The 23,493-nt window shown below is 67.3% G+C and carries 17 protein-coding genes and 1 pseudogene; 12 read left to right on the top strand and 6 right to left on the bottom strand.

The genetic code is table 11. The features are described from left to right. Positions 1-20: 20 nt before the first annotated feature. The 5 genes from ACFVYF_RS33680 to tuf all read left to right on the top strand — a co-directional run bounded on the left by ACFVYF_RS33680 (position 21) and on the right by tuf (position 8,860). Positions 21-3,920 (top strand): DNA-directed RNA polymerase subunit beta', encoded by a 3,900-nt coding sequence (locus ACFVYF_RS33680; protein WP_389461525.1) that lies wholly within the window; start codon positions 21-23, stop codon positions 3,918-3,920. Between the two features lie 562 nt (positions 3,921-4,482). Next, the gene (gene rpsL / locus ACFVYF_RS33675) at positions 4,483-4,854 is read left to right on the top strand and encodes a 30S ribosomal protein S12 (RefSeq protein ID WP_003948652.1); all 372 of its coding nucleotides are present in this window, start codon (positions 4,483-4,485) and stop codon (positions 4,852-4,854) included. Positions 4,855-4,856: 2 nt separating this feature from the next. Further along, complete coding sequence (gene rpsG, locus ACFVYF_RS33670) at positions 4,857-5,327, top strand: 30S ribosomal protein S7 (RefSeq protein WP_030345396.1); 471 nt, start codon at positions 4,857-4,859, stop codon at positions 5,325-5,327. Between the two features lie 39 nt (positions 5,328-5,366). Next, positions 5,367-7,496, top strand: a complete 2,130-nt coding sequence (gene fusA / locus ACFVYF_RS33665) for an elongation factor G (RefSeq protein ID WP_389461523.1) — start codon at positions 5,367-5,369, stop codon at positions 7,494-7,496. A 170-nt stretch (positions 7,497-7,666) separates the two neighbouring features. Beyond that, the gene (gene tuf / locus ACFVYF_RS33660; RefSeq protein WP_010986337.1) at positions 7,667-8,860 is read left to right on the top strand and encodes an elongation factor Tu; all 1,194 of its coding nucleotides are present in this window, start codon (positions 7,667-7,669) and stop codon (positions 8,858-8,860) included. Positions 8,861-8,976: 116 nt separating this feature from the next. Here the strand turns inward: tuf and ACFVYF_RS33655 are convergent. Then, positions 8,977-11,028, bottom strand: a pseudogene (locus ACFVYF_RS33655) (PIG-L family deacetylase); the annotation flags it as partial. A 757-nt stretch (positions 11,029-11,785) separates the two neighbouring features. On the opposite strand from ACFVYF_RS33655, the gene ACFVYF_RS33650 reads away from it, so the two are divergent. The 4 genes from ACFVYF_RS33650 (at position 11,786) to ACFVYF_RS33635 (ending at position 16,731) form a co-directional block, all read left to right on the top strand. After that, positions 11,786-12,259: a hypothetical protein gene (locus ACFVYF_RS33650; RefSeq protein WP_389461521.1), complete on the top strand. Its 474-nt coding sequence runs from the start codon at positions 11,786-11,788 to the stop codon at positions 12,257-12,259. 1,648 nt (positions 12,260-13,907) lie between these two features. Next, positions 13,908-15,098, top strand: coding sequence for a type VII secretion-associated serine protease mycosin (gene mycP, locus ACFVYF_RS33645; RefSeq protein ID WP_389461519.1), 1,191 nt, complete (start codon positions 13,908-13,910; stop codon positions 15,096-15,098). A 98-nt stretch (positions 15,099-15,196) separates the two neighbouring features. Further along, positions 15,197-15,592 carry a hypothetical protein gene (locus tag ACFVYF_RS33640; protein WP_389461516.1) on the top strand — a complete coding sequence of 132 codons (396 nt, stop codon included), beginning with the start codon at positions 15,197-15,199 and terminating at the stop codon, positions 15,590-15,592. Between the two features lie 35 nt (positions 15,593-15,627). Continuing rightward, positions 15,628-16,731: a hypothetical protein gene (locus tag ACFVYF_RS33635; protein ID WP_389461515.1), complete on the top strand. Its 1,104-nt coding sequence runs from the start codon at positions 15,628-15,630 to the stop codon at positions 16,729-16,731. 660 nt (positions 16,732-17,391) lie between these two features. On the opposite strand, the gene ACFVYF_RS33630 is transcribed toward ACFVYF_RS33635, so the two are convergent. The 5 genes from ACFVYF_RS33630 to ACFVYF_RS33610 are packed head-to-tail and all read right to left on the bottom strand — an operon-like array spanning position 17,392 to position 21,737. Then, positions 17,392-18,693 (bottom strand): YrhB domain-containing protein, encoded by a 1,302-nt coding sequence (locus ACFVYF_RS33630; protein WP_389461514.1) that lies wholly within the window; start codon positions 18,691-18,693, stop codon positions 17,392-17,394. A gap of 1 nt (position 18,694) precedes the next feature. Next, positions 18,695-19,000, bottom strand: coding sequence for a YrhB domain-containing protein (locus ACFVYF_RS33625; RefSeq protein WP_389461512.1), 306 nt, complete (start codon positions 18,998-19,000; stop codon positions 18,695-18,697). Further along, the gene (locus ACFVYF_RS33620) at positions 19,001-20,755 is read right to left on the bottom strand and encodes a putative T7SS-secreted protein (RefSeq protein WP_389461510.1); all 1,755 of its coding nucleotides are present in this window, start codon (positions 20,753-20,755) and stop codon (positions 19,001-19,003) included. It abuts the gene before it with no gap. Then, positions 20,755-21,411 (bottom strand): hypothetical protein, encoded by a 657-nt coding sequence (locus ACFVYF_RS33615; RefSeq protein WP_389461508.1) that lies wholly within the window; start codon positions 21,409-21,411, stop codon positions 20,755-20,757. Before ACFVYF_RS33615 ends, ACFVYF_RS33620 begins: the two co-directional genes overlap by 1 nt. Continuing rightward, positions 21,408-21,737, bottom strand: coding sequence for an SseB family protein (locus ACFVYF_RS33610; RefSeq protein ID WP_389461506.1), 330 nt, complete (start codon positions 21,735-21,737; stop codon positions 21,408-21,410). Before ACFVYF_RS33610 ends, ACFVYF_RS33615 begins: the two co-directional genes overlap by 4 nt. Positions 21,738-22,257: 520 nt before the next feature. Between ACFVYF_RS33610 and ACFVYF_RS33605 the strand changes: the two genes are divergently transcribed. The 3 genes from ACFVYF_RS33605 (at position 22,258) to rpsJ (ending at position 23,485) form a co-directional block, all read left to right on the top strand. After that, positions 22,258-22,443, top strand: coding sequence for a hypothetical protein (locus tag ACFVYF_RS33605; protein WP_389461504.1), 186 nt, complete (start codon positions 22,258-22,260; stop codon positions 22,441-22,443). Between the two features lie 19 nt (positions 22,444-22,462). Beyond that, complete coding sequence (locus ACFVYF_RS33600; RefSeq protein WP_389461502.1) at positions 22,463-22,750, top strand: hypothetical protein; 288 nt, start codon at positions 22,463-22,465, stop codon at positions 22,748-22,750. A 426-nt stretch (positions 22,751-23,176) separates the two neighbouring features. Continuing rightward, positions 23,177-23,485 (top strand): 30S ribosomal protein S10, encoded by a 309-nt coding sequence (rpsJ, locus tag ACFVYF_RS33595; RefSeq protein ID WP_003948644.1) that lies wholly within the window; start codon positions 23,177-23,179, stop codon positions 23,483-23,485. Positions 23,486-23,493: the final 8 nt, after the last annotated feature.

Raw genomic sequence — 23,493 nt, 5'->3', positions numbered from 1 at the left:
CTGAGAGGGATTGACGCATAGTGCTCGACGTCAACTTCTTCGACGAGCTCCGGATCGGTCTGGCTACCGCTGACGACATCCGTCAGTGGAGCCACGGCGAGGTCAAGAAGCCCGAGACCATCAACTACCGCACCCTCAAGCCCGAAAAGGACGGACTCTTCTGCGAGAAGATCTTCGGTCCGACCCGGGACTGGGAGTGCTACTGCGGCAAGTACAAGCGCGTCCGCTTCAAGGGCATCATCTGTGAGCGCTGCGGCGTCGAGGTCACTCGCGCCAAGGTGCGTCGTGAGCGGATGGGCCACATCGAGCTGGCCGCTCCCGTCACCCACATCTGGTACTTCAAGGGCGTCCCGTCGCGCCTCGGCTACCTGCTCGACCTCGCCCCGAAGGACCTCGAGAAGGTCATCTACTTCGCGGCGTACATGATCACGTACGTCGACGAGGAGCGCCGCACCCGCGACCTGCCCTCGCTGGAGGCGCACGTCTCCGTCGAGCGTCAGCAGGTCGAGAACCGTCGCGACTCCGACCTGGAGACCCGCGCCAAGAAGCTCGAGACCGACCTGGCCGAGCTCGAGGCCGAGGGCGCCAAGGCCGACGTACGCCGCAAGGTGCGCGAAGGTGCCGAGCGGGAGATGAAGCAGCTGCGCGACCGTGCGCAGCGCGAGATCGACCGTCTCGACGAGGTGTGGACCCGCTTCAAGAACCTCAAGGTCCAGGACCTGGAGGGCGACGAGCTCCTCTACCGCGAGCTGCGTGACCGCTTCGGCACGTACTTCGACGGTTCGATGGGTGCCGCGGCGCTGCAGAAGCGCCTGGAGTCCTTCGACCTGGACGAGGAGGCCGAGCGCCTCCGCGAGATCATCCGCACCGGCAAGGGCCAGAAGAAGACCCGTGCGCTCAAGCGCCTCAAGGTCGTCTCCGCGTTCCTGCAGACGAGCAACAGCCCCAAGGGCATGGTGCTCGACTGCGTGCCGGTCATCCCGCCGGACCTGCGTCCGATGGTGCAGCTGGACGGTGGCCGCTTCGCGACCTCCGACCTGAACGACCTGTACCGCCGCGTGATCAACCGCAACAACCGCCTGAAGCGACTCCTTGACCTCGGCGCCCCCGAGATCATCGTGAACAACGAGAAGCGCATGCTTCAGGAGGCCGTCGACGCGCTCTTCGACAACGGCCGTCGTGGTCGCCCGGTCACGGGCCCCGGCAACCGTCCGCTGAAGTCGCTGTCCGACATGCTCAAGGGCAAGCAGGGCCGATTCCGTCAGAACCTGCTCGGCAAGCGAGTCGACTACTCGGCGCGTTCCGTCATCGTCGTCGGCCCGCAGCTGAAGCTGCACCAGTGCGGTCTGCCCAAGGCCATGGCACTGGAGCTCTTCAAGCCGTTCGTGATGAAGCGCCTGGTCGACCTGAACCACGCGCAGAACATCAAGAGCGCCAAGCGCATGGTCGAGCGCGGCCGCACGGTCGTGTACGACGTCCTGGAAGAGGTCATCGCCGAGCACCCGGTTCTGCTGAACCGTGCGCCGACGCTGCACCGCCTCGGCATCCAGGCCTTCGAGCCGCAGCTGGTCGAGGGCAAGGCCATCCAGATCCACCCGCTCGTCTGCACCGCGTTCAACGCGGACTTCGACGGTGACCAGATGGCCGTGCACCTGCCGCTCTCCGCGGAGGCGCAGGCCGAGGCCCGCATCCTGATGCTGTCCTCGAACAACATCCTGAAGCCCGCCGACGGCCGCCCGGTCACGATGCCGACCCAGGACATGGTCCTCGGTCTGTTCTTCCTGACCACGGACGGCGCGCTGCGCGACGTCAAGGGCGAGGACCGCTCCTTCGCGTCCGTCGCCGAGGCGATCATGGCGTTCGACGCCGGCGAGCTCTCGCTGCAGTCCCGCGTGGACATCCGCTTCCCGGTGGGCACCATCCCGCCGCGCGGCTGGACCCCGCCGGAGCGCGAAGAGGGCGAGCCGGAGTGGCAGCAGGGTGACACCTTCCGTCTGCGGACGACCCTGGGCCGCGCGCTCTTCAACGAGCTGCTGCCCGAGGACTACCCGTTCGTCGACTACGAGGTCGGCAAGAAGCAGCTCTCCGAGATCGTCAACGACCTCGCCGAGCGCTACCCCAAGGTCATCGTGGCGGCGACGCTCGACAACCTGAAGGCGGCCGGCTTCTACTGGGCGACCCGCTCCGGCGTCACCGTGGCCATCTCCGACATCGTCGTTCCCGAGGCGAAGAAGGAGATCGTCAAGGGCTACGAGGCGCAGGACGAGAAGGTCCAGAAGCAGTACGAGCGCGGTCTGATCACCAAGGACGAGCGCACGCAGGAGCTCATCGCGATCTGGACCAAGGCGACCAACGAGGTTGCCGAGGCGATGAACGCGAACTTCCCGAAGACGAACCCCATCTTCATGATGGTTGACTCGGGTGCCCGAGGAAACATGATGCAGATGCGTCAGATCGCCGGTATGCGTGGTCTGGTGTCGAACGCCAAGAACGAGACGATCCCGCGTCCCATCAAGGCGTCCTTCCGTGAGGGCCTGTCCGTGCTGGAGTACTTCATCTCCACGCACGGTGCCCGTAAGGGTCTGGCGGACACCGCCCTGCGTACCGCCGACTCGGGTTACCTCACCCGTCGTCTGGTCGACGTCTCCCAGGACGTCATCATTCGCGAGGAGGACTGCGGCACCGACCGCGGCCTGCGTCTGGCGATCGCCGAGCGTGGTGCGGACGGCGTCCTGCGGATGTCGGAGAACGTCGAGACCAGCGTGTACGCACGTGCGCTGGCCGAGGACATCGTCGTCGACGGTGTGGTGCTGGCCCCGGCCAACACCGACCTGGGCGACGTCCTCATCGACGAGCTCGTCAAGCACGGCATCGAGGAGGTCAAGACCCGCTCGGTCCTGACCTGCGAGTCCGCCGTCGGTACCTGCGCCATGTGCTACGGCCGCTCGCTGGCCACCGGCAAGCTGGTCGACATCGGTGAGGCGGTCGGCATCATCGCCGCCCAGTCCATCGGTGAGCCCGGCACGCAGCTGACGATGCGTACCTTCCACACCGGTGGTGTGGCCGGTGACGACATCACCCAGGGTCTGCCCCGTGTCGTCGAGCTCTTCGAGGCTCGTACGCCGAAGGGTGTCGCCCCGATCTCCGAGGCGGACGGCCGTGTCCGTATCGAGGAGACCGAGAAGACCAAGAAGATCGTCATCACCCCCGACGACGGCAGCGACGAGACGGCGTTCCCGATCTCGAAGCGCGCCCGTCTGCTGGTGGGCGAGGGCGACCACGTCGGGGTGGGCCAGAAGCTCACCGTGGGTGCCACCAACCCGCACGACGTGCTGCGGATCCTCGGTCAGCGCGCGGTCCAGGTCCACCTGGTCGGCGAGGTCCAGAAGGTCTACAACTCGCAGGGTGTGTCGATCCACGACAAGCACATCGAGATCATCATCCGGCAGATGCTGCGCCGAGTGACGATCATCGAGTCCGGCGACGCGGAGCTGCTGCCGGGCGAGCTGGTCGAGCGCGGCAAGTTCGAGACCGAGAACCGTCGTGTGGTCCAGGAAGGCGGCCACCCGGCCTCCGGCCGTCCGCAGCTGATGGGTATCACCAAGGCCTCGCTCGCCACCGAGTCGTGGCTGTCGGCGGCGTCCTTCCAGGAGACGACCAGGGTTCTGACGGACGCGGCGATCAACGCCAAGTCCGACTCCCTGATCGGCCTCAAGGAGAACGTCATCATCGGTAAGCTCATCCCGGCCGGTACGGGCCTGTCCCGCTACCGCAACATCCGGGTCGAGCCGACCGAGGAAGCCAAGGCCGCGATGTACTCGGCCGTCGGCTACGACGACATCGACTACTCGCCGTTCGGCACGGGCTCCGGCCAGGCCGTTCCGCTGGAGGACTACGACTACGGTCCGTACAACCAGTAAGGCGTACGTCTGCTGAAGGGCGGCCACTCCGTTGCGTACGGGGTGGCCGCCCTTCGGCGTGCGAGGGGCTCGGTACGAGGACGTGCGCGGGCTTCGGCACGAGACAGGAAGCGTGGGGAGGGCCGGGGGCTCCCTGGGATGCCGGGGAGGGCTGCCCGGGCGTCCAGCGTGCCGTCAGGGACGCTCAGGGGGTACGACGGCGGGGGAGCCGGCGCCGGTGCGGGACGGAAACATCGTCAAAGGATCTGAAAACGGGGTGCGGGCGGCCGTATCCCGTGCACAGCAAGGGCCTGGGAGGGCCGCAGCGGGACCGGCGTGTCCCCTGCCCAGGCATTTGTTTTGACCGGAGTGGATGCGATAGGTACGCTCAGACCTTGTGCCTGGGGTGTGCCCTGGCTCCCGTGCGTGCCTTCAAACCGCATGGGGAGTCGTAAGCGGCCACCGTAATCTGCGCCCTTTTCGCCTTGCGGCGGAAGTCTGCAGTATTCGACACACCCGACCGCGTGGGTCGGCGACGTTCCAGGTTAGCTTCACCATTCGGCACACAGAAACCGGAGAAGTAGTGCCTACGATCCAGCAGCTGGTCCGGAAGGGCCGGCAGGACAAGGTCGAGAAGAACAAGACGCCCGCACTCGAGGGTTCGCCCCAGCGTCGCGGCGTCTGCACGCGTGTGTTCACGACCACCCCGAAGAAGCCGAACTCGGCCCTGCGTAAGGTCGCGCGTGTGCGTCTGACCAGCGGGATCGAGGTCACCGCTTACATTCCGGGTGAGGGACACAACCTGCAGGAGCACTCCATCGTGCTCGTGCGTGGTGGCCGTGTGAAGGACCTGCCGGGTGTTCGCTACAAGATCATCCGAGGTTCCCTGGACACCCAGGGTGTCAAGAACCGCAAGCAGGCCCGCAGCCGCTACGGCGCCAAGAAGGAGAAGTAAGAATGCCTCGTAAGGGCCCCGCCCCGAAGCGCCCGGTCATCATCGACCCGGTCTACGGTTCTCCTCTTGTCACCTCCCTCATCAACAAGGTGCTGCTGAACGGCAAGCGCTCCACCGCCGAGCGCATCGTCTACGGCGCCATGGAGGGCCTGCGCGAGAAGACCGGCAACGACCCGGTCATCACGCTGAAGCGCGCTCTCGAGAACATCAAGCCGACCCTCGAGGTCAAGTCCCGCCGTGTCGGTGGCGCCACCTACCAGGTGCCGGTCGAGGTCAAGCCCGGCCGCGCCAGCACCCTGGCGCTGCGCTGGCTGGTCGGTTACTCCCGCGCCCGTCGCGAGAAGACCATGACCGAGCGTCTGCTCAACGAGCTTCTCGACGCCTCGAACGGCCTCGGTGCGGCCGTGAAGAAGCGCGAGGACACCCACAAGATGGCCGAGTCCAACAAGGCCTTCGCGCACTACCGCTGGTAGTCGCAGACCCCATCGAGACCGAGAGAAGACTGAAGCCTTATGGCTACCACTTCACTTGACCTGGCCAAGGTCCGCAACATCGGGATCATGGCTCACATCGACGCGGGCAAGACGACCACCACTGAGCGGATCCTCTTCTACACCGGCGTCAGCTACAAGATCGGTGAAGTCCACGACGGCGCCGCCACCATGGACTGGATGGAGCAGGAGCAGGAGCGTGGCATCACGATCACCTCTGCTGCCACCACCTGTCACTGGCCGCTTGAGGACAACGACTACACGATCAACATCATCGACACCCCGGGCCACGTCGACTTCACGGTCGAGGTGGAGCGCTCGCTGCGCGTCCTCGACGGTGCCGTCACGGTGTTCGACGGTGTCGCCGGCGTTGAGCCGCAGTCCGAGACGGTGTGGCGTCAGGCCGACCGTTACGGCGTGCCGCGCATCTGCTTCGTGAACAAGCTGGACCGTACCGGCGCCGAGTTCCACCGCTGTGTGGACATGATCAAGGACCGGCTCGGTGCCGTTCCGATCATCATGCAGCTGCCGATCGGTGCCGAGATGGACTTCAAGGGCGTTGTGGACCTGGTCCGCATGAAGGCGCTCGTGTGGTCCGCCGAGGCCGCCAAGGGCGAGATGTACGACGTCGTCGACATCCCGGCCACGCACGCCGAGGCTGCCGAGGAGTACCGCGGCAAGCTGGTCGAGACCGTCGCCGAGAACGACGACGAGATCATGGAGCTGTTCCTGGAGGGCCAGGAGCCCACCGAGGAGCAGCTGTACGCCGCGATCCGTCGCATCACCATCACGTCCGGCAAGGGTGGCGGCGTCACGGTCACCCCGGTGTTCTGTGGCACCGCGTTCAAGAACAAGGGCGTTCAGCCCCTGCTCGACGCGGTCGTTCGCTACCTGCCGACCCCGCTCGACGTCGAGGCCATCGAAGGCCACGACGTGAAGGACCCCGAGCTGGTCGTCAAGCGCAAGCCGTCGGAGGACGAGCCGCTGGCCGCCCTCGCGTTCAAGATCATGAGCGACCCGCACCTGGGCAAGCTCACCTTCGTCCGGGTGTACTCGGGCCGCCTGGAGACCGGCACTGCGGTGCTGAACTCCGTCAAGGGCAAGAAGGAGCGCATCGGCAAGATCTACCGCATGCACGCGAACAAGCGTGAGGAGATCGCGTCGGTGGGCGCCGGTGACATCGTCGCCGTCATGGGCCTGAAGCAGACCACCACCGGTGAGACGCTGGCCGATGACAAGAACCCGGTGATCCTGGAGTCCATGGACTTCCCGGCGCCGGTCATTCAGGTCGCGATCGAGCCCAAGTCCAAGGGTGACCAGGAGAAGCTGGGTGTAGCCATCCAGCGTCTCGCGGAGGAGGACCCCTCCTTCCAGGTTCACTCGGACGAGGAGACCGGCCAGACCATCATCGGCGGTATGGGCGAGCTGCACCTCGAGGTGCTGGTCGACCGTATGCGCCGTGAGTTCAAGGTCGAGGCCAACGTCGGTAAGCCGCAGGTCGCCTACCGTGAGACGATCCGCAAGACCGTCGAGCGCGTGGACTACACCCACAAGAAGCAGACCGGTGGTACCGGTCAGTTCGCCAAGGTGCAGATCGCGATCGAGCCCATCACCGAGACCGATGGTCCGGCGTACGAGTTCGTGAACAAGGTCACCGGTGGCCGTATCCCGCGGGAGTACATCCCGTCGGTGGACGCCGGTGCGCAGGAGGCCATGCAGTTCGGCATCCTCGCGGGCTACGAGATGACGGGCGTCCGCGTCACGCTTCTCGACGGTGCCTACCACGAGGTCGACTCCTCCGAGCTCGCGTTCAAGATCGCCGGATCGCAGGCCTTCAAGGAGGCCGCGCGCAAGGCCAGCCCCGTGCTGCTCGAGCCGATGATGGCCGTCGAGGTCACCACGCCCGAGGAGTCGATGGGCGATGTCATCGGCGACCTCAACTCCCGCCGTGGCCAGATCCAGGCCATGGAGGAGCGCAGCGGCGCCCGCGTCGTGAAGGGCCTCGTGCCCCTCTCGGAGATGTTCGGCTACGTCGGCGACCTCCGCAGCAAGACCTCGGGTCGCGCAAGCTACTCGATGCAGTTCGACTCCTACGCCGAGGTTCCCCGGAACGTCGCCGAGGAGATCATCGCGAAGGCCAAGGGCGAGTAACACACCCCGTTTACACGCTTTAGGCTTGACACCGACCGCCGGGGCCTCGAACCGGCACAGGGACGAGAGATCGTTCCGGTCCGGGCAGAACCCCGGCGGGCGGCATCCCAGCAAAGATCACCTGGCGCCGATGAGTAAGGCGTACCAGAACCACTCCACAGGAGGACCCAGTGGCGAAGGCGAAGTTCGAGCGGACTAAGCCGCACGTCAACATCGGCACCATCGGTCACATTGACCACGGTAAGACGACCCTCACGGCCGCCATTACCAAGGTGCTGCACGACGCGTACCCGGACCTGAACGAGGCCTCGGCCTTCGACCAGATCGACAAGGCTCCTGAGGAGCGCCAGCGCGGTATCACCATCTCCATCGCGCACGTCGAGTACCAGACCGAGACGCGTCACTACGCCCACGTCGACTGCCCCGGTCACGCGGACTACATCAAGAACATGATCACGGGTGCGGCGCAGATGGACGGCGCCATCCTCGTGGTCGCCGCCACCGACGGCCCGATGCCGCAGACCAAGGAGCACGTGCTCCTGGCCCGCCAGGTCGGTGTTCCCTACATCGTCGTCGCCCTGAACAAGGCTGACATGGTGGACGACGAGGAGATCCTGGAGCTCGTCGAGCTCGAGGTTCGTGAGCTTCTCTCCGAGTACGAGTTCCCGGGCGACGACCTTCCGGTCGTCAAGGTCTCGGCGCTCAAGGCCCTTGAGGGCGACAAGGAGTGGGGCCAGTCCGTCCTCGACCTGATGAAGGCCGTCGACGAGAACATCCCGCAGCCCGAGCGTGACGTCGACAAGCCGTTCCTGATGCCGATCGAGGACGTCTTCACGATCACCGGTCGTGGCACCGTCGTCACCGGTCGTATCGAGCGTGGTGTCCTCAAGGTCAACGAGACCGTCGACATCGTCGGCATCAAGACCGAGAAGACCACCACCACGGTCACCGGCATCGAGATGTTCCGCAAGCTGCTCGACGAGGGCCAGGCCGGTGAGAACGTCGGTCTGCTCCTCCGTGGCATCAAGCGTGAGGACGTCGAGCGCGGCCAGGTCATCATCAAGCCCGGTTCGGTCACGCCGCACACCGAGTTCGAGGCCCAGGCCTACATCCTGTCCAAGGACGAGGGTGGCCGCCACACGCCGTTCTTCAACAACTACCGTCCGCAGTTCTACTTCCGTACGACTGACGTGACCGGTGTTGTGACCCTCCCCGAGGGCACGGAGATGGTCATGCCGGGCGACAACACTGAGATGACCGTTGAGCTCATCCAGCCCGTCGCCATGGAGGAGGGCCTGAAGTTCGCCATCCGCGAGGGTGGCCGGACCGTGGGCGCCGGCCAGGTCACCAAGATCAACAAGTAGTTCTTGTTGGCTTGAACGCCTGGTAGCTCCTTCAAGAGCTCCGAGAAGGGCCCGTACGACTTCGGTCGTACGGGCCCTTTTGCTGTCCCGGCGCCGATGACTGCCGGGTGTGCGGCTCAGACTTTCCGGGCGGACCCGTCGGCACTGTCCGGGCCGTCGGTCCCGCGGGGCAGACGGGGCCGCCACAGCCAGGGCCGGGCGTCGGGGGAGAGGCCCGCGGCCGCGGGACCGCGACGCGTGGAGCGGAGGGCCGGGCCGTCCAGCGTGGCCTGGCTGGAGGCGGCGCGGGTGAGACGGCCGCCGTGCAGGAGCTGGAGCGAGCCGTCGGGGGCGCGGCCCAGCAGATAGGGCCCGTCGGCGGCCACGGGCCCGTAGCCCGGGAAGGACACGGCGGGGCCGCTGGTGGCGATCAGGCTCGTCGACGCGGGCGGGCGGTAGTAGAGCCGGTCGCCCGCCACGGCTAGGGCGTCGGCGGGAACGGGCAGGCCTGTTGGCGGCTGGGGCCCGTCCGCGGTCCAGTGGTGGACGGCGTCGCGACCGGGGGCGTAGACGTGGATCTCGCCGTCTGTGCCCGCCGTTTTGCCGGTGCGGTCCGTGATGCTCATGCCGACCGTGGCTGTCAGACCGTCCTGGACGGGGCCGCCGGCCAGGTCGCGCCAGGGGGACCAGCTGCCGTCCAGGTCGCGTACGCGCGTGCTGATCCCCTGCCCGGCGTTGCGGACGAAGAGGTGGACCCGGCCGTCGCGGGCCGTGACGGCGACGGGAACGCCGATGCGGCGGCCGCGTACCGGGTCCCGCTCGGGGTTGCCGAGGCCGCTCCAGGCGCGGAACTCCCCGTCGGGGGCGAGCTGTTCGAGGAGCACGACCTCGCGCAGGTTCGCTCCGCCCCGGCCCGTCACCGACGCCAGGCGCAGGCCGAACAGCAGTTGTCTGCCGTCGGCGAGCGCGGCCGCGCCCAGGACCGGTGCCAGGGGGCCGCCGCCCAGGTCCACCGGGTCGCCGAAGGAACCGTTCGTCTCGCGCCAGCGCACCGCCCGCATGCCGAGCACCCCGTACGCGGTGAGCCGGCCGTCGGGTCCCTCGGTCAGGGCGAGCCGGGGGCCCGGGTAGCGGTAGTGCGTCGAGCGGACCCAGCCCTTGCGGTTGGTGAGGGGGCGGCCGCCGCCGACGTTGTAGTCACCGCAGCCGCCGGCGTTGCCGCATCGCCAGTCGCGGTCACCGCCGTAGGGGACGAGGTGGGCGGCCTTCTCGCGCAGCACGGCGGGCGGGAGATTGTCCGGCCAGTGGTGGTTGTAGTAGCCGCGGAACGCGACGGTGGTGAAGGGCGGCGGGCTGGCCGGGGTCAGCTCGGCCCAGCGGGCCAGCGCCGCCCAGGTGAAGGACGCGACCGCGGTGTGGTCGGCGTGGTCCGAGTAGCCGGGCTGCTCGCTGTCGCGGATCTGCGTCCGCCGGTCGCTGACCTGGATGTCCGGATCGGGATCGAGCGTATGGACGAGCGTCGGCCGGTACCGCTCGAAGAGCCCGACCAGGACGCCCAGCAGGCCGTCGTAGTCGTACGTCTGTACCGTGCGCAGCGGTGACCCGTCGGCGACGACGGTACTCAGCGCCGTACTCCGCTCCCGCCACAGCGCCGGTACGCCCATGTGCCCGAAGGGCGTGTGCATGGCCAGGTTGAGGTGGACGAGCTCGACGCTGCGGCCCTCGTGCTCCAGTGTGTTCACCTCGGCGAGCCGGCCGCCCGCCAGCGTCGCGACGGATGTACGCCACCGGGTGAAGACGGACAGCCCGAGCTGGGCGGCGTAACTCTGCCGAAGGCCCTGGTGGCGGGCCGAGGAGTACCCGGCCTTGTCGGCGGGCGGATGCGGCTGCCCCGGCACCCTGTTGACGCCGTCGGCCTCGCCCGCCGTGACGTAGACACAGACCAGGGGGACACCGGCGGTGACGGCGTGCTGGGTGTCCGGATTCATGAAGTACAGGTCGTCGTCGGGATGCGCGAGGACCTGGAGCAGCAGGGCCTGATGCCCCTGGACCGCCGGTTTGCCGGAGGCGGGGGAGGGGAGCGCGGTGGGCGGACGGGGCCCGGAGCCCCGCCTCAGCGTGGTCGCTGCGGTGGCCGCCGCGGCTGCGGCGACGGCGGTGAGGGAGCCGCCGAGGAGGAGGGTGCGGCGGCGGGGGGAGGTGGGGCGGGGGGAGGCGGGGGGTGGCTGGTCTGGGGGGTCGTTCTGTGGGTGGCTCTGGGGGGCGCCGTGGGGGTGAGTCTGTGGGTGGCTCTGTTGGGCACCGTGGGGGTGAGTCTGTGGGTGGCTCTGTTCGGCACCGTGGGGGTGAGGCTGTGGATGGCTCTGCGGGTCACCCTGCGGGTCACTCTGCGGGTGACCCGGCGGGTGAGCCTTCGGGTGACTCTGTTGGTCGCTCGGTGGGTGACTCCGAAGGGGGGCGCCGTTGAGGCCACCCGTTATTCGTCGCTCGCTCCGCACGAATCCGAATCGCACGTGTCGTACTCCGTCCGCTGCCCGCAGCGGTGGAGCGCTGCTGTGCTGTGTTCTCGACGTTCTCGGTGATCTCTGTCGCTCAGTCGCTCAGTCGATCACTTGAGGAGAGGGTCGTCGGGGGAGTCGGGTTCCATGCGCGGACATGTGTCGTTCACCCGGACGTGGCGCTGGGGGTCCCCCTCTCTCACCTCGTCCGCGCCGCCGGCCTCTTGGGTAACCGCATTTCAGACCTGAGTACGAGCGCTCATGCGTCGCCCCGGCTCGACCGGAGAGGCTTGGGCTGGATCCAGCCGCCGGCGCGGGGGCGTATATGGCTTGTCACTGCTGGTAGTTAGAGTTGCTGTCGGGACTTCAGTTGCGGGGCCGTACGGGGGAGCCGGTTGTGTTGCCGAGTGAGGGTGGGGCGTCTTCAGGGCCGTCGTGGGTGACGGGCATGTTCGACGCGGCCCGTGAGGCGGTCGGTGACGTGGTCACCGAGTTGTCGTCGTTCACGGCGTTCCGCAAGCGGGTCGACGACCTGATCCGTGACCTCAAGGGGTCGGCCGCCGGTCCGCGCGAGGTGGGTCAAGAGCCTTTGGCCCGCACGGAGTTCGGCGGCGGCCATGACGCGTGGGGGGAGGCGTCCGGGCTGTTCGGCGCGTACGAGACGGTGATCGCCGAGCTGGAGAGCCTGTCCAAGTTGCTCTCCGACTCGATGGAGGGCATGAACATCGCGGTGCTGGCCTCGCACCAAGGCTACGGGAACATCGACCTGGACATCCGCGACCGTATGCAGGCGATCAGCGCGGAGACCACCGAGCACTACGGCGGCAGTTACGATCCCCAGCTCCCCGAGCGGCACCACGACGGCAGTGAGGCCAAGCCGGACCAGCCGCCGACGGGCGGCGACGCGGGAGGAACGCTCTGATGGGTGGCGGAGGAAAGGGCGGGGCGACCTCGTTCGACGGCATGAGCCACGAGCAGATGCTCCAGTGGCTCGACCAGGCGAACTCCGGCACGGTGCAGGCGGCCGCCGACCGGCTCGTCGCCGCCGCCCGGGAGATCCGCAAGATCGCGGAGGAGCTCAAGATCCGCCCGCAGTGGGTGGAGTGGAAGGGCGAGGGCGCGGACGCGTTCCGCACGTGGAGCGCGGATCTGGCCAACTCCACGCTGCGCCTGGGCGACTTCAGTGAGGACTCGGCGACGTGGCTCGGCCGCGCCTCCGACGCGATCGCCCAGGCGCAGGCCGCGATCCCCCGGGACGCCGCCGGCGCACAGGCGAACCTGGCCGCCGCGAAGTCCGCGCACAACGACCCGGACGCGGCGACGATCAGCGCCAAGTCCACGAGCGAGCTCGCGGCCCTGGCGGCGAACAAGGAGAAGGTGCGGCAGGAGGCAGCCGCGGAGATGACGAAACTTGGCCAGGCGTATCAGCTGTCGGCTGCGCAGATGGAGGGGCTGGAGAGGCCTCGGTTTCCGCCGCCGCCGGACGCGATAGTTCCCCGCGATGTCAGCGAGAAGGGGACTGACCTGGCACGCCCACAGGCTTCTGCTTCTGGTGGAACAAGCGGTGAAACTGTCGCTTCTGGTAGCGCCGGTGGCCGGGAGGAGACGCCGGTCAATGGCGCCCCCTCAAGGCAGTCCAAGGAGGAGTCCGCCACAAGCGGCGGCATGCCATCCGATGATCCGCGGTCGCGGGAGACCAAACCTGCCGTCCATGTCGGTATCGACACGGTGACGGCGCTCCCCGAGGTCCGGCAGCCATCCACGGGAGGCACTGGCGGCGAGCCGCCGACACCTCGCCCGGACACAGGAATTCCTCCGGTCGCGAGGGGGATGGTTCCCCCGATGCCAGACGGTGGCTCACGCATGCCTCCTGGTGCCGGTGGACAGGGCCGGGCTGCACTCGGCGGTCGCACCCCCGGCTCCCCGGCCCAGAAGCCTGTCGGCTCTGCTCGCGGTCGTGAGGTTCCCGGGACCAGCCGTATGCCGAGCCGGAGCATCTCCGGTTCGGATACGGCCTCCGGCCGCACTGTCCCGGGCCAAGGCCAGGTGTCCGGTCGGGGAGTTCCGGCCAATTCGGGGATCGCCGGTGGACGTCCGACTGCAATGCCAACCAACGGCAGGGCGACGGGACGGACATCTGGAGCGACGGTCGTCGGCGGTGGACAGGAAGGTAGTCGTGGCTCGACTGGCCGAGCGCCGTCCACTGGACAGGGCGGGAGGTCGGCCGCCCCTCCGAGCCGTTCGAGCGCTGGGCGCTCGGTTCCCACGCCCGCGACCGGAATCGTCGGGGGCACACCACAACAGACGGGCCGCCCGCCGACTCGTCCTGGTGCACCCGTACCGTCTGCACCGACGCGAGGAGGTGTCTCCGGCGGTACTCCCAGCACGGCCGGGACTCCGCCCGGCGTTCGCGGCGCTCCTACGGGAGGGCGCCCCGGCGATCTCCGGCAGGGTCAACAGAAGAAGCGGGCCGGCCAACCCGGCGAACCGCCCATCGCCGACTGAGGCCAAGGGAGAACAGAGGGATGCGCATGCCCGTCGGCACAAACCGGCACACAGCTTTCCGAGCCGTGGCCTCAGCTGCCATCGGCCTCCTGCTGGTGGGAGGGACGGCCACTCGGACTCATGCCGACTCCACCCGCTCCCAGCAGTGGTATCTGGACGCCATGCACGCCGATGAGATGTGGCGGACCAGCACGGGCAAGGGAATAACCGTCGCCGTGATCGACACCGGAGTCGATCCGGACAATCCTGACCTGAAGGGTCGGGTACTCGAAGGGAAAGACTTCGCGCCCGCAAGCCGTGCCGGCGACGAGCACACCGACTACGACGGCCACGGCACGGGGATGGCAGGGCTTATCGCCGGTACGGGCGCGTACGGAGGCGGAGACGGCGCGTTCGGGCTTGCACGCGGGGCGGACATTCTGCCTGTCCGGATGCCCGACGTGGACGACGTAAGCCCTTTCGCCGTGCCTTCGTATTTCAGCAAAGCCATCCGCTACGCGGCTGACTCCGGAGCCCAGGTCATCAACGTCTCCATGAGTGGCGGCATGGCCACTCCGCAGTTGACCGAAGCGGTCAAGTACGCCCTTGAAAAGGGCTCGTTGGTCTTCGCGGCGGTGGGCAATGACGCCGACAAGACGCGCCACGTCGACTACCCGGCGGCTACACCTGGTGTCGTCGGCGTGGCAGCGGTGGGCAAGAACCTTCGACGGACCCCCTGGTCTCAATACGGCCCGCAGGTGGACATCTCCGCTCCGGGTGAAGACATGGTCCACGCCTGCGGGGGCACGACAGGCCTCTGCAAGACCAGCGGCACCAGCGACGCCACCGCCCTCGCCTCAGCCAGCGCCGCCCTCATCTGGTCCAAGCACCCGACCTGGACCAACAACCAGGTCCTGCGCGTCATGCTGAACACGATCGGCGGACCGACGGACGGCGCGAAGCGGAACGACTCCATCGGCTATGGGATCGTGCGCCCTCGCATCGCTCTCCAGAAGCCCGGCGATCCGGGCCCGGCGGACGAATACCCGCTCCCGGATCTCGCCGCCGCAGCCCCGGCTTCCCCGTCCGGGAGCGCCCCTGCGACCAAGGGCACCGGCGCTCCGCCGGAGGCGGGAGACTCCGCAGCCGGGGCTTCCTCCAGGGGCGGCGGCAACGGCACCCTGTGGACGGCGGTGGGGGCCGGGGTCGTCTTGCTGTTGGCGGGAGTCTCCGGGGCAGTCGTCGTCGGCAAGCGTCGCCGTCGTTCCGCCGCGTAGTCGCCGATGTCCTGGCCGGCATTCCCCAGGACGCCGGTGACAAGACGATCCAAGATCGCATCGTCGACAGCTCACGCGCCATGGGTGCCTACGGTGGTGTGCGTTCGGACATCATCTTCGACGAACGGTTCCAGAAGACGCAGTGGGCCGCCGACTTCAACCACGGGGTGGGCCTTGGTCTGAGTACGGCACTGATATTCAATCCCGTGTCCGATCTCAGCCCGGTCGGAGACCTTGCCAACAAGACCATCGATGCGTGGGCGTACGAGTCCAACAAGGAGCATGTGGCCGAGGCGAACCTCACCGCCACTACGGAGAACGCCAAAACCTACGATGCCGGCCAGCACGACGTGGAGCACATGGTCAGGGCGTGGGCGAACAGTCGCGGCCATGACATCGACAGCGACTACACACAGTTCTTCGTCCACGCGGGCCAGGATCAGTACGACTTTGGCCGCAATCACACTCTCGACACCCTTAGAAGCGACCGCTGACGCCGTAGGGAACGGCCCTCGACAGAATGAGCAGGATGCAGATCAACTCCAGGCTCCGACGTATACGCACGGGTTGGTACGTGGGGGCATTCGTCCTCGTCCTGGGCGTCGTGGCCCAAGTGCTGTACAGCAGCGGGGCTTACGACGCGTGGCAGAACGACCGCTCATTGGACCGCGCCTGCGACGGCACCCTGGCGCAGGGTGGGCTCCAGTCGGCGCTGCACACGTCCCGTCTGCGCGCCAGTCAAGTGGACAACCGTGACTATCTGACCGCCTGCCGTGTGCAGGGCGGCGATTCCGGACCGCAGAGTGGCTCCCTGGAGTTGAAGCTGCGGTGGAGCAGCACGGCGCCCCCCGCCGGCACTCTCGCTTGGTACAACCAGGACTACGACGGCACCACGGGGCAGGCGGCACCGCTCGGCAGCGGCTGGCCGGGCATTGTCAGGCACGACGAGACCTGGCAGGTCATGGTCGCCCTCGATTGCCAGAACGAGAGAAGCAAGGCTCTCGTCGCGTACGGCGATCTCTATGCATCGGACGACGGCACGGCGCTCACCGGGCTGGGTCGTGTGATGACGGAGACTGCGCAGAAAGCAGCTGCCAAGTACGGGTGTCGGGCGAAGGCCGGAAAGCCGGTGACCCAGGTGTCGGCCCCCACTCTTGGTAAGCCCGAATCGGCCAAACCACTGACGGAGGCGCAGGGTTCCTGCGCCGCGCTGCGTGAGCTTGCTCCGACGGCGGCGAAGAGCGGTACGCCCGAGGCCATGGAATCTCCCGCGGACGCGCACGCCCCGCAGGTGAACTGCTATCTCGCCACACCGGACAAGAAGCCCGGATACGGCCTTTACGCCTACTACGGCGCCGCGGCCAAGGACTTCCTTGCAAGCGAGGGGCGCCATCTCAAGGGGGGCTACGGTGGTACCCAGGGGGAAGACGACTACGCCTGGGCCACCGCGAAGTGTCCCCAGTCCACGCAGTCTGCCGTGTTCGTGCTCTACCGCCTCTTTGACGGGGACACCGACACCTACCCAGTCCCTCACTACTCCGGCAAATTCGGCACATCCGCGGTGAAGGCGTTCGCTGACCACGAGGCGCGTCAGCGCGGTTGCACCGACGTGCAGATGGCATCCCAGCCTTAGGTGAGGTCGTGTCTCCTCTTCCTGGGGCAGCGATCACCGATCACCGATCACCCAGAATGAATCCCGCATGACCACGGGCCGTTCGTCCGCGGCGCTCTGGGGTCTCCTGTGGGGTTGGCGGTGAGCCGCGTCATATCGTTGTGCGTCGTCATGGCCCAACCCATCCGCGCCTGCGCCCGAGGTATCAGGAGACCTCCTCATCCCGTTCGTGTACGCACACTCAGAGCGCGTGACTCCTAGGCTGACGGGATGGGACTCTTCGACAGGCTGACCGGAGCCAAGCGCCCGGCCGATGGTGTAGCTCCCCGATCGGCCGCTGAGGTCCACGAGGCTCTGCTCGGTCTCAACCGCCCCGACGTCCCGTACGTCGGACATGTGACGTTCACCCGGACATGGTGGCCGGGCCGGTCTCACTCACCTCTTCCGTGCCGCCGGCGACTTGAGTCACCCCCGCACCGCGCCTGAGTGCGGGCGCGTATGTGCTGCCCCGAACGGCGGCGCCACAGTAGGCGTACCAGCCGTATCCGGGCATGCTCGGCCGATGTGCCGAGAAAGCAGTTCAGGGCCCACGACTACTCGTGGACCTCCAGCCGTAGTGGCGTGGGGGGCGGCGTACGGCCTCGCCCCAGAGTCGAAGGGCCGTGGGCGCGTACGCCCGCCTCAGCGGTACCGGATTACGTGCAGCGCGCGGATGCCGGTTGGGTCGAACGACACGGGCTCGTCGGACGAGCCGTCGAACAACATGACGCCCGTCGCCGTAGTGAGCCCGTTGAGCAGCCACCCCACGGCTTCGCGGCCCCGGCCGTCCGTGCGGCGGACCCAGATCAGGGCGCGGGATCCGACCGGCAGGGAGGACAGTTCGTCGACCGCCGACGACCAGAGGTGGTGGTCCGATGTCGAGAGGACGGAACCGAGTTCTGCGAGGGTCGGCTCGAACCAGTTGGCGCGGCCGGGAGCCGGCGTCGGTGGAAACTGCCCGGTGCCTGGAACGCCACCGGCGTCCCAGTGAGCCAGCCAGTTCCAGGGGTCGGAATTCGGCAGCCCGAACGGCGCGGCCGTGTCTTTGGGCACGACCAGGGTCGCGTCGAGAAGGGTGTCCTGCCAGCGGCCCTCACGAAGATGGCGCCGCGTGTCGCAGGAGAACACCCAGCCCCGCTGCGTCTCGTCCTCGGCGGTGGGACTGACCAGCTCGACCTGGTCTCCGTACGTGCTTGCCAGCCACAGCCGGGCCTTCACCAGCGCCGACTCGAAGTCGTGCGCCTCCCGCTCCCACTGCCGGCGCCGCGGTCCGAGGGCCTCGGGCGCGGCCCGGACCAGCACGAGCTCGCGCACGTGGTGAGTGTCGAGCCGGGCAAGTGACGAAGTCAGCGCGTCGAGGAAGACGACCTGCCCCTTGTTGTTGTGGGCATAGACCAGATTGCCCGTGGCCTCCTGGCCGTCGACCTCACGACGTACCCACACCACGCCCCGGCTGTCGGGACCGGTCTCCTCGACCGCCTTGACGATCTCGTCCCAGCTGCTCGCGCCCACCCGCTCGAACTCCGGGAAGTACCGCCGGACCAACCTGCTCCACCAGCCCGGGGCCTCGTCCGACGGCTGCCAGGGCAGGGGGGACGAGGGACTCTGGTTGATCGCCGAGTGGAGGGAGACGACACAACCGCGCGCGTTGATCCTCCGCGCCTGGTTCTCGACCCTGCTGATGGCCGCCTCGTGCGAGGCGGCCGGCTCCAGATCGGCGAGAGGTGCGCTCGGTGAGGGATGGAAGGGCGAACTGCCGTCCCTGGGCACGACGACCGACGCCGCGAGCATGGGCGTGTGCGGGTATCCAGGCTGTTGCACGGTCCGGCAGGCCATGAGCCAGCCCGAGGCCGACTCGTGCACCGGGTGGGGGACGGCCAGTTCGACGAGGCCGCGATAGGTGCGATGGAGCCACTCCGCCGCCCGCTGTTCGGGGGTGGGCATTTCAGTGCCCCTTCTTGGGCGGCCAGTTGCCCGAGGCCTGGAGGGCCATGTATTCAGCCGTCGCCGGGAATGTCGGAGCGAAGTGCGTAGCGGTGCCGTCGTGCGGCACCACGACCACGGAGGTGAACGGGGCCTGCGTGGGGTCACCCGTTTCGATGTGCTCCTTGAAATCGAAGCGAATGGTCCAGCCGTAGCTGAATTCAATTCCTGTTTCCGGGAGGATCACCACGGAATCCGCCCTGTCCGGGTAAGCGATATTCTTCAAGAATTTGGTGGCGGCCGCCACCGCTTGGTTCTTGGCTACCATCTACGGAGCTCCATTGCGATACGGGATATGCCCGATGGACGAGACGTTCTTCTCCAGCATGCCCAGTGCCCCACTCTGGCCGTCGAGGAAGACGACACCATGTGGAGTGTTCACGGCGTTGAAGACATGCGCCGTGCCGTCCGGGCGACTGATGTAGACGGCGCTTCTCGAGCCCTCGCCCCGGCCTTGGAGGTCACGGATGATGTCGTCGTAACTGTTCACCATGTCGTACTGGCCCTTGGGCCGGTCCTTCAGGCCGAGCTGCTCCGGCGGAATGTGGTCGCCGGCCTGCTTCGGAGCCGCGCTGACATCGATACCGTCCATCCGGCGGTCCACAGCGACGGTGTTGTGGCTGCAGTTCAGTGTGTATCCGGGCTGGCCAGTATTGTTGACGTCCTTGAGCCAAGGATACTCGGAATCCAGAAATTCCTGCGCCCGCTTCGGTTCCACCGAGTCATGGTGAATTGCCTTCTCTTTCACATGCTCGGTGCTGCGCGCCAGGTCGCTCCAGTCCTTCGGCACGGTGCCGGGCACTTCGTCCCCGTACTTCAGGCCCCTTGACGCCATGTTCGACGCCGTGGCCTCCATGCCCTCCTTCACCCCGAGACGTACGCCAGTGCGGGCGAGGCCGGCACCTTTCGTTCCGATGAGCTCGGGAATGAGGCGGCCGACGAATTCGGAGGGATCTTTCTTGAACCCGTCCACCGCCGCCTGTACGACCCGTTCGGGATGTGTGGCGGTGGACACCAACCCGGCCAGCGTCATATTGACGTTCTGGATGTACGCGGCGGGGTGGGTGAGGTTGTAAGGGTCGGTGGGGTTGAGGCCACGGACGAAGTTGACCAGGCCTGCGCTGCCCTTGAGGGCGCCGCCGACGACGTGGGTGAGTTCCGTGTTGACGGCCTGGTACCCGTCGACGATGTTGTTGCCGAGGCGGTCGAGGGGCGGGGGTTCGGCGGGGGCGTGTGCCAGCGCCGCCTTGATCTTGCCCTGGGCGGTCGATGCGGCCGTGTTCCGCTGCTTGCGAGCCTCGGCAAGTTTTTCCCGGGCCGCCTGAATGTCGGCCCTGCCGGGATCCTTGAAGGGGTCGGGCACCGGGCCGGGGTCTTGGTCGGCCTTGACTTTCGCGTTGTAGGCGTCGATGCGCTTGTTGTACGTACGCACAGCCTCCTCGGAGGCGTGCTTGCCCTTCTTGTAGAGGTCGATGGCGTCCTTGGCCTGCCCCTGAGCCCACTTGACGGTGTCGGCGTACGCGTCCAGGGCGGCCGCTGCGGTCTCGCAGGCGTCCGATGCCCGGAGCCATTTGGTGGGGTGCATCTCGAACTTCTCGCGAAAGGCGTCACCGCCCTCGCCCCGCCAATGCGAGGAGTCGAGTGTGCGCATGCCCTGGCCGACTTTGTCGAAGGCGCCGTGGAAGTCCTTGAGGTGTTGCGCGCTCGCGCGGATCTTGGTGGGGTTGCCGTGGACCAGTTCGTCGGGGTCTTCGGTCTGACCGAGCTGCTGTTCGCCCGGGGTGGCGCCGAGATCGGATGCAAGATCGTCGCCCCAGTCCTCGACGGCGTCAGCGGCGTCGTGCAGGCCGACCCTGTCAAGGCCCTCGCCGACCTTGTCGGTGCCCCAGTCGACACCCTCGCCGAGGAGCTTCTTGCCGTCGTCGACGCCGTCTTCGAGTGCGCCCAGGCCGTCGTTTACGCCGTCCTTGATGTCGCTGCCGAGGTCTTTGAGGCCATTCCCGATGTCACCGAAGACACCCATCAGCCCTCACCGTTGCCCTGTTGCTGAGCCGCCTTGGCACGTTCATCGGGAGAGGGACCGAACGTGTCGTCCAGCATCTGGTCGTACTCGGCGTCGGACATACCCAAGCTGCCGTGCAGGTTTTCCGGATTGAGTCCGGCCGGTCCGACGATGTGGGACGTCATCACGTCGCGGCCGGCATCCTTCCAGCCCTGCTCGATGTTCTCCCCGGCGCGGTCGAAGGACTCTTGGCTGTAGTCGACACCGCCGAAAGCGCCGGATGTTGCGATGTCGCCCCAGCCCTGCTGCGTGACCTCGTCCTCCGAGGCGTACGGGTTGCCGATCGCGGCGTTGGTGACGACCTTGAAGCTTCCCTCGACGTACTGCTCGGTTTCGTAGTACGTGCCGGCGGACAGGCCGGTTTTGGCGGCGAACCCGTTGCCCTCGTTGATCAGCGAGCGGACGCCCCATTCCCAGCGCTCGCAGAACGAGGTGAAGACTCCCACCAGCCCGTCGTGCCCCAGCTCCATCCCGGAAAGGGATACGTCCCCGAAGCCGCGGCCGGCGCCGGCCTCACCGACCATGCCCAGTTCTTTGAGCTCACCGAGTGCGTCGGTCAAGCCCTTGGCGATCAGGTCCAGGCCCTGTGTCTTGAGATCCTTGCCGTCCGCGCTCATCGATCGCCCCTCCCGGACCAGTCGTCGTCCACCACGCACTCATCGGGCACGATTCCTCGCACCGGCGGAAAGACCGCCCCGTCCGGTCCGTCCGCACAGTCCAGCGCCACTCCGCATGCCGTTCCAGCGGCGGGGACAGCCACGTCCAGCAGGCGTGAGCCGAGAACGGTCTGATAGGTCCACTCACGGTGGAACTCGTCACGGGCCAATGCGTAGCGCGCCAAGGCCTGCTCGTCGGAGAAGGCCAGGATGAACCGGACACCATTGAGGTCGGCGGTCATCATGCCGCGCTCACCGTCGCGCCCCGGCCCCTCGCCCAGGGGCACCAGGACCGGCGTACGCCGAAACTCCGCCAGCAACGCGGCGAACCTCCGACGCCGCTCCACGAGTTGAGGGTCTTCGACGGGTGGGCTCGGCTCCGGCGGCGTTGGCGCGTCGGTGGGAACCGTCGTGGGCGCTCTCGGAGGCGCTCCCTCGGATCCAGCCGGCCCGCGGCTACCTGCGCCGCTGACCTTCGTCGGCGGTGTGGTCATCTCCGCGTATTCCGCGAGCTTTGACCTCGGGAAACTGGTCCGGTGCGGCTCGGCCGCTTCGCCCCCGTGCTCAGACATGCCGCTCATCATCACAACTGCAAGCGGAGCAACGCAACGTGCGTCACTGCACTCGCCGTCAGGAACTGGTCCGACCCCGTTGCCGGCGCAGAGCGACAACAAGATGCAGCCCTTACCGGGAGGCGTACCCATCCCGTGCGTGTGCGCATGCTCAGAGCACGTGACGGCCTGACTAGGCTGACGGAATGGGACTCTTCGCCGTCCTGTTGATGCCCGTAAGACAAAGAGGAGCGTCGTGGGGTCGGGTTTCCTGTTCGTGTTCGTCCCGCTTTTTCTGTATCTGACCCCGGTGATCCTGCTGTGCGTGAAGATCGCCGACAGGAACTCGTGGAAAATGGGACTCGCGTTCGCGAGCGGCCTCATATTGCTGCCCGGTGCGCTGGTCGGGGGATGGATCCTCGTGGGGACCGGAGCCCTGTGATCCGAGAGGCCGAAGACACGTGACTGTCGTAGCCGTCGCACTGGCGGTGGTGCTCGTGGGCACTGCGTACGTATGGCCGTTCGTGCCGTTGGTCGTCTACCCGATGCGCCGATGGCGAGGGTTCTGGGCGGCGCTCTACTGCGGTGCGCTCGGTGCGGTCTGCGCGGTGGAGTTCCGTGACTTGCACTACATGGTCGGCGATTTCTTCGAAATCTCCGTAGCGGCCTCGCTACTCAGGGCGATCGTCGAGGTGTCCGGGCTCGCGGAGCCGGTGCGCGACAGGCGGCGGGAGCCCCGCGCCGGGTGAATCGGCGGGCCGTGTTTGACCTGCGTCACTCGCGGGGTACGATCCTCGGCTCGATTGGCCAGGCCCCTGCGCCGTATGGCAGACTGTCGGAGTTGCTCGGTCGAGCGCCGATGCTGCGCGCCTCCCGTCGGGAGGACCGGAAGCGAGTCCCACAGTACTCGTCGCCTCAACTGCCGTAAGGCAGCGCTGGGGCGGACGTACGGGAATCTTTCGGGAAGTGTCAGCGGGGTGCAGGCCAGGCGCCCGGTGGGTGTTCAGCCCCCGGTCCAGCGGTTGCTTTCGGGCGGGCCGCGTCCCTCGCAGGGAAATCCGTAACGGATATCTGTGCGGCAGGAGCGCGACACACCCGACCGCGTGGGTCGGAGGACAGGACGCGAACCCCCGGGTTCCAGAGCGTTTCACTAGACAAAGGACTACTGAGTAGCCATGGCGGGACAGAAGATCCGCATCCGGCTCAAGGCCTACGACCACGAGGTCATCGACTCCTCGGCGAAGAAGATCGTCGAGACGGTGACGCGTACTGGTGCGTCGGTCGCGGGCCCGGTGCCGCTGCCTACCGAGAAGAACGTGTACTGCGTCATCAAGTCGCCGCACAAGTACAAGGACTCGCGCGAGCACTTCGAGATGCGCACGCACAAGCGCCTGATCGACATCCTCGACCCCACGCCCAAGACCGTTGACTCTCTGATGCGACTCGACCTCCCGGCCGGTGTCGACATCGAGATCAAGCTCTAGGGATCGGT

This window comes from Streptomyces sp. NPDC058274 (assembly GCF_042881375.1).
Taxonomy (GTDB): domain Bacteria; phylum Actinomycetota; class Actinomycetes; order Streptomycetales; family Streptomycetaceae; genus Streptomyces.
Note: the sequence above shows the minus strand (reverse complement) of the source record. Positions and strands in the feature narration are given on the sequence as shown.

Excerpts from the sequence above, each read along its gene's own strand:
- rpsG (WP_030345396.1), top strand. The coding sequence starts at position 4,857 with ATGCCTCGTAAGGGCCCCGCCCCGAAGCGCCCGGTCATCATCGACCCG.
- fusA (WP_389461523.1), top strand. The coding sequence starts at position 5,367 with ATGGCTACCACTTCACTTGACCTGGCCAAGGTCCGCAACATCGGGATC.
- ACFVYF_RS33650 (WP_389461521.1), top strand. The coding sequence starts at position 11,786 with ATGTTCGACGCGGCCCGTGAGGCGGTCGGTGACGTGGTCACCGAGTTG.
- ACFVYF_RS33635 (WP_389461515.1), top strand. The coding sequence starts at position 15,628 with ATGCAGATCAACTCCAGGCTCCGACGTATACGCACGGGTTGGTACGTG.
- ACFVYF_RS33630 (WP_389461514.1), bottom strand. The coding sequence starts at position 18,693 with ATGCCCACCCCCGAACAGCGGGCGGCGGAGTGGCTCCATCGCACCTAT.
- ACFVYF_RS33625 (WP_389461512.1), bottom strand. The coding sequence starts at position 19,000 with ATGGTAGCCAAGAACCAAGCGGTGGCGGCCGCCACCAAATTCTTGAAG.
- ACFVYF_RS33620 (WP_389461510.1), bottom strand. The coding sequence starts at position 20,755 with ATGGGTGTCTTCGGTGACATCGGGAATGGCCTCAAAGACCTCGGCAGC.
- ACFVYF_RS33615 (WP_389461508.1), bottom strand. The coding sequence starts at position 21,411 with ATGAGCGCGGACGGCAAGGATCTCAAGACACAGGGCCTGGACCTGATC.
- rpsJ (WP_003948644.1), top strand. The coding sequence starts at position 23,177 with ATGGCGGGACAGAAGATCCGCATCCGGCTCAAGGCCTACGACCACGAG.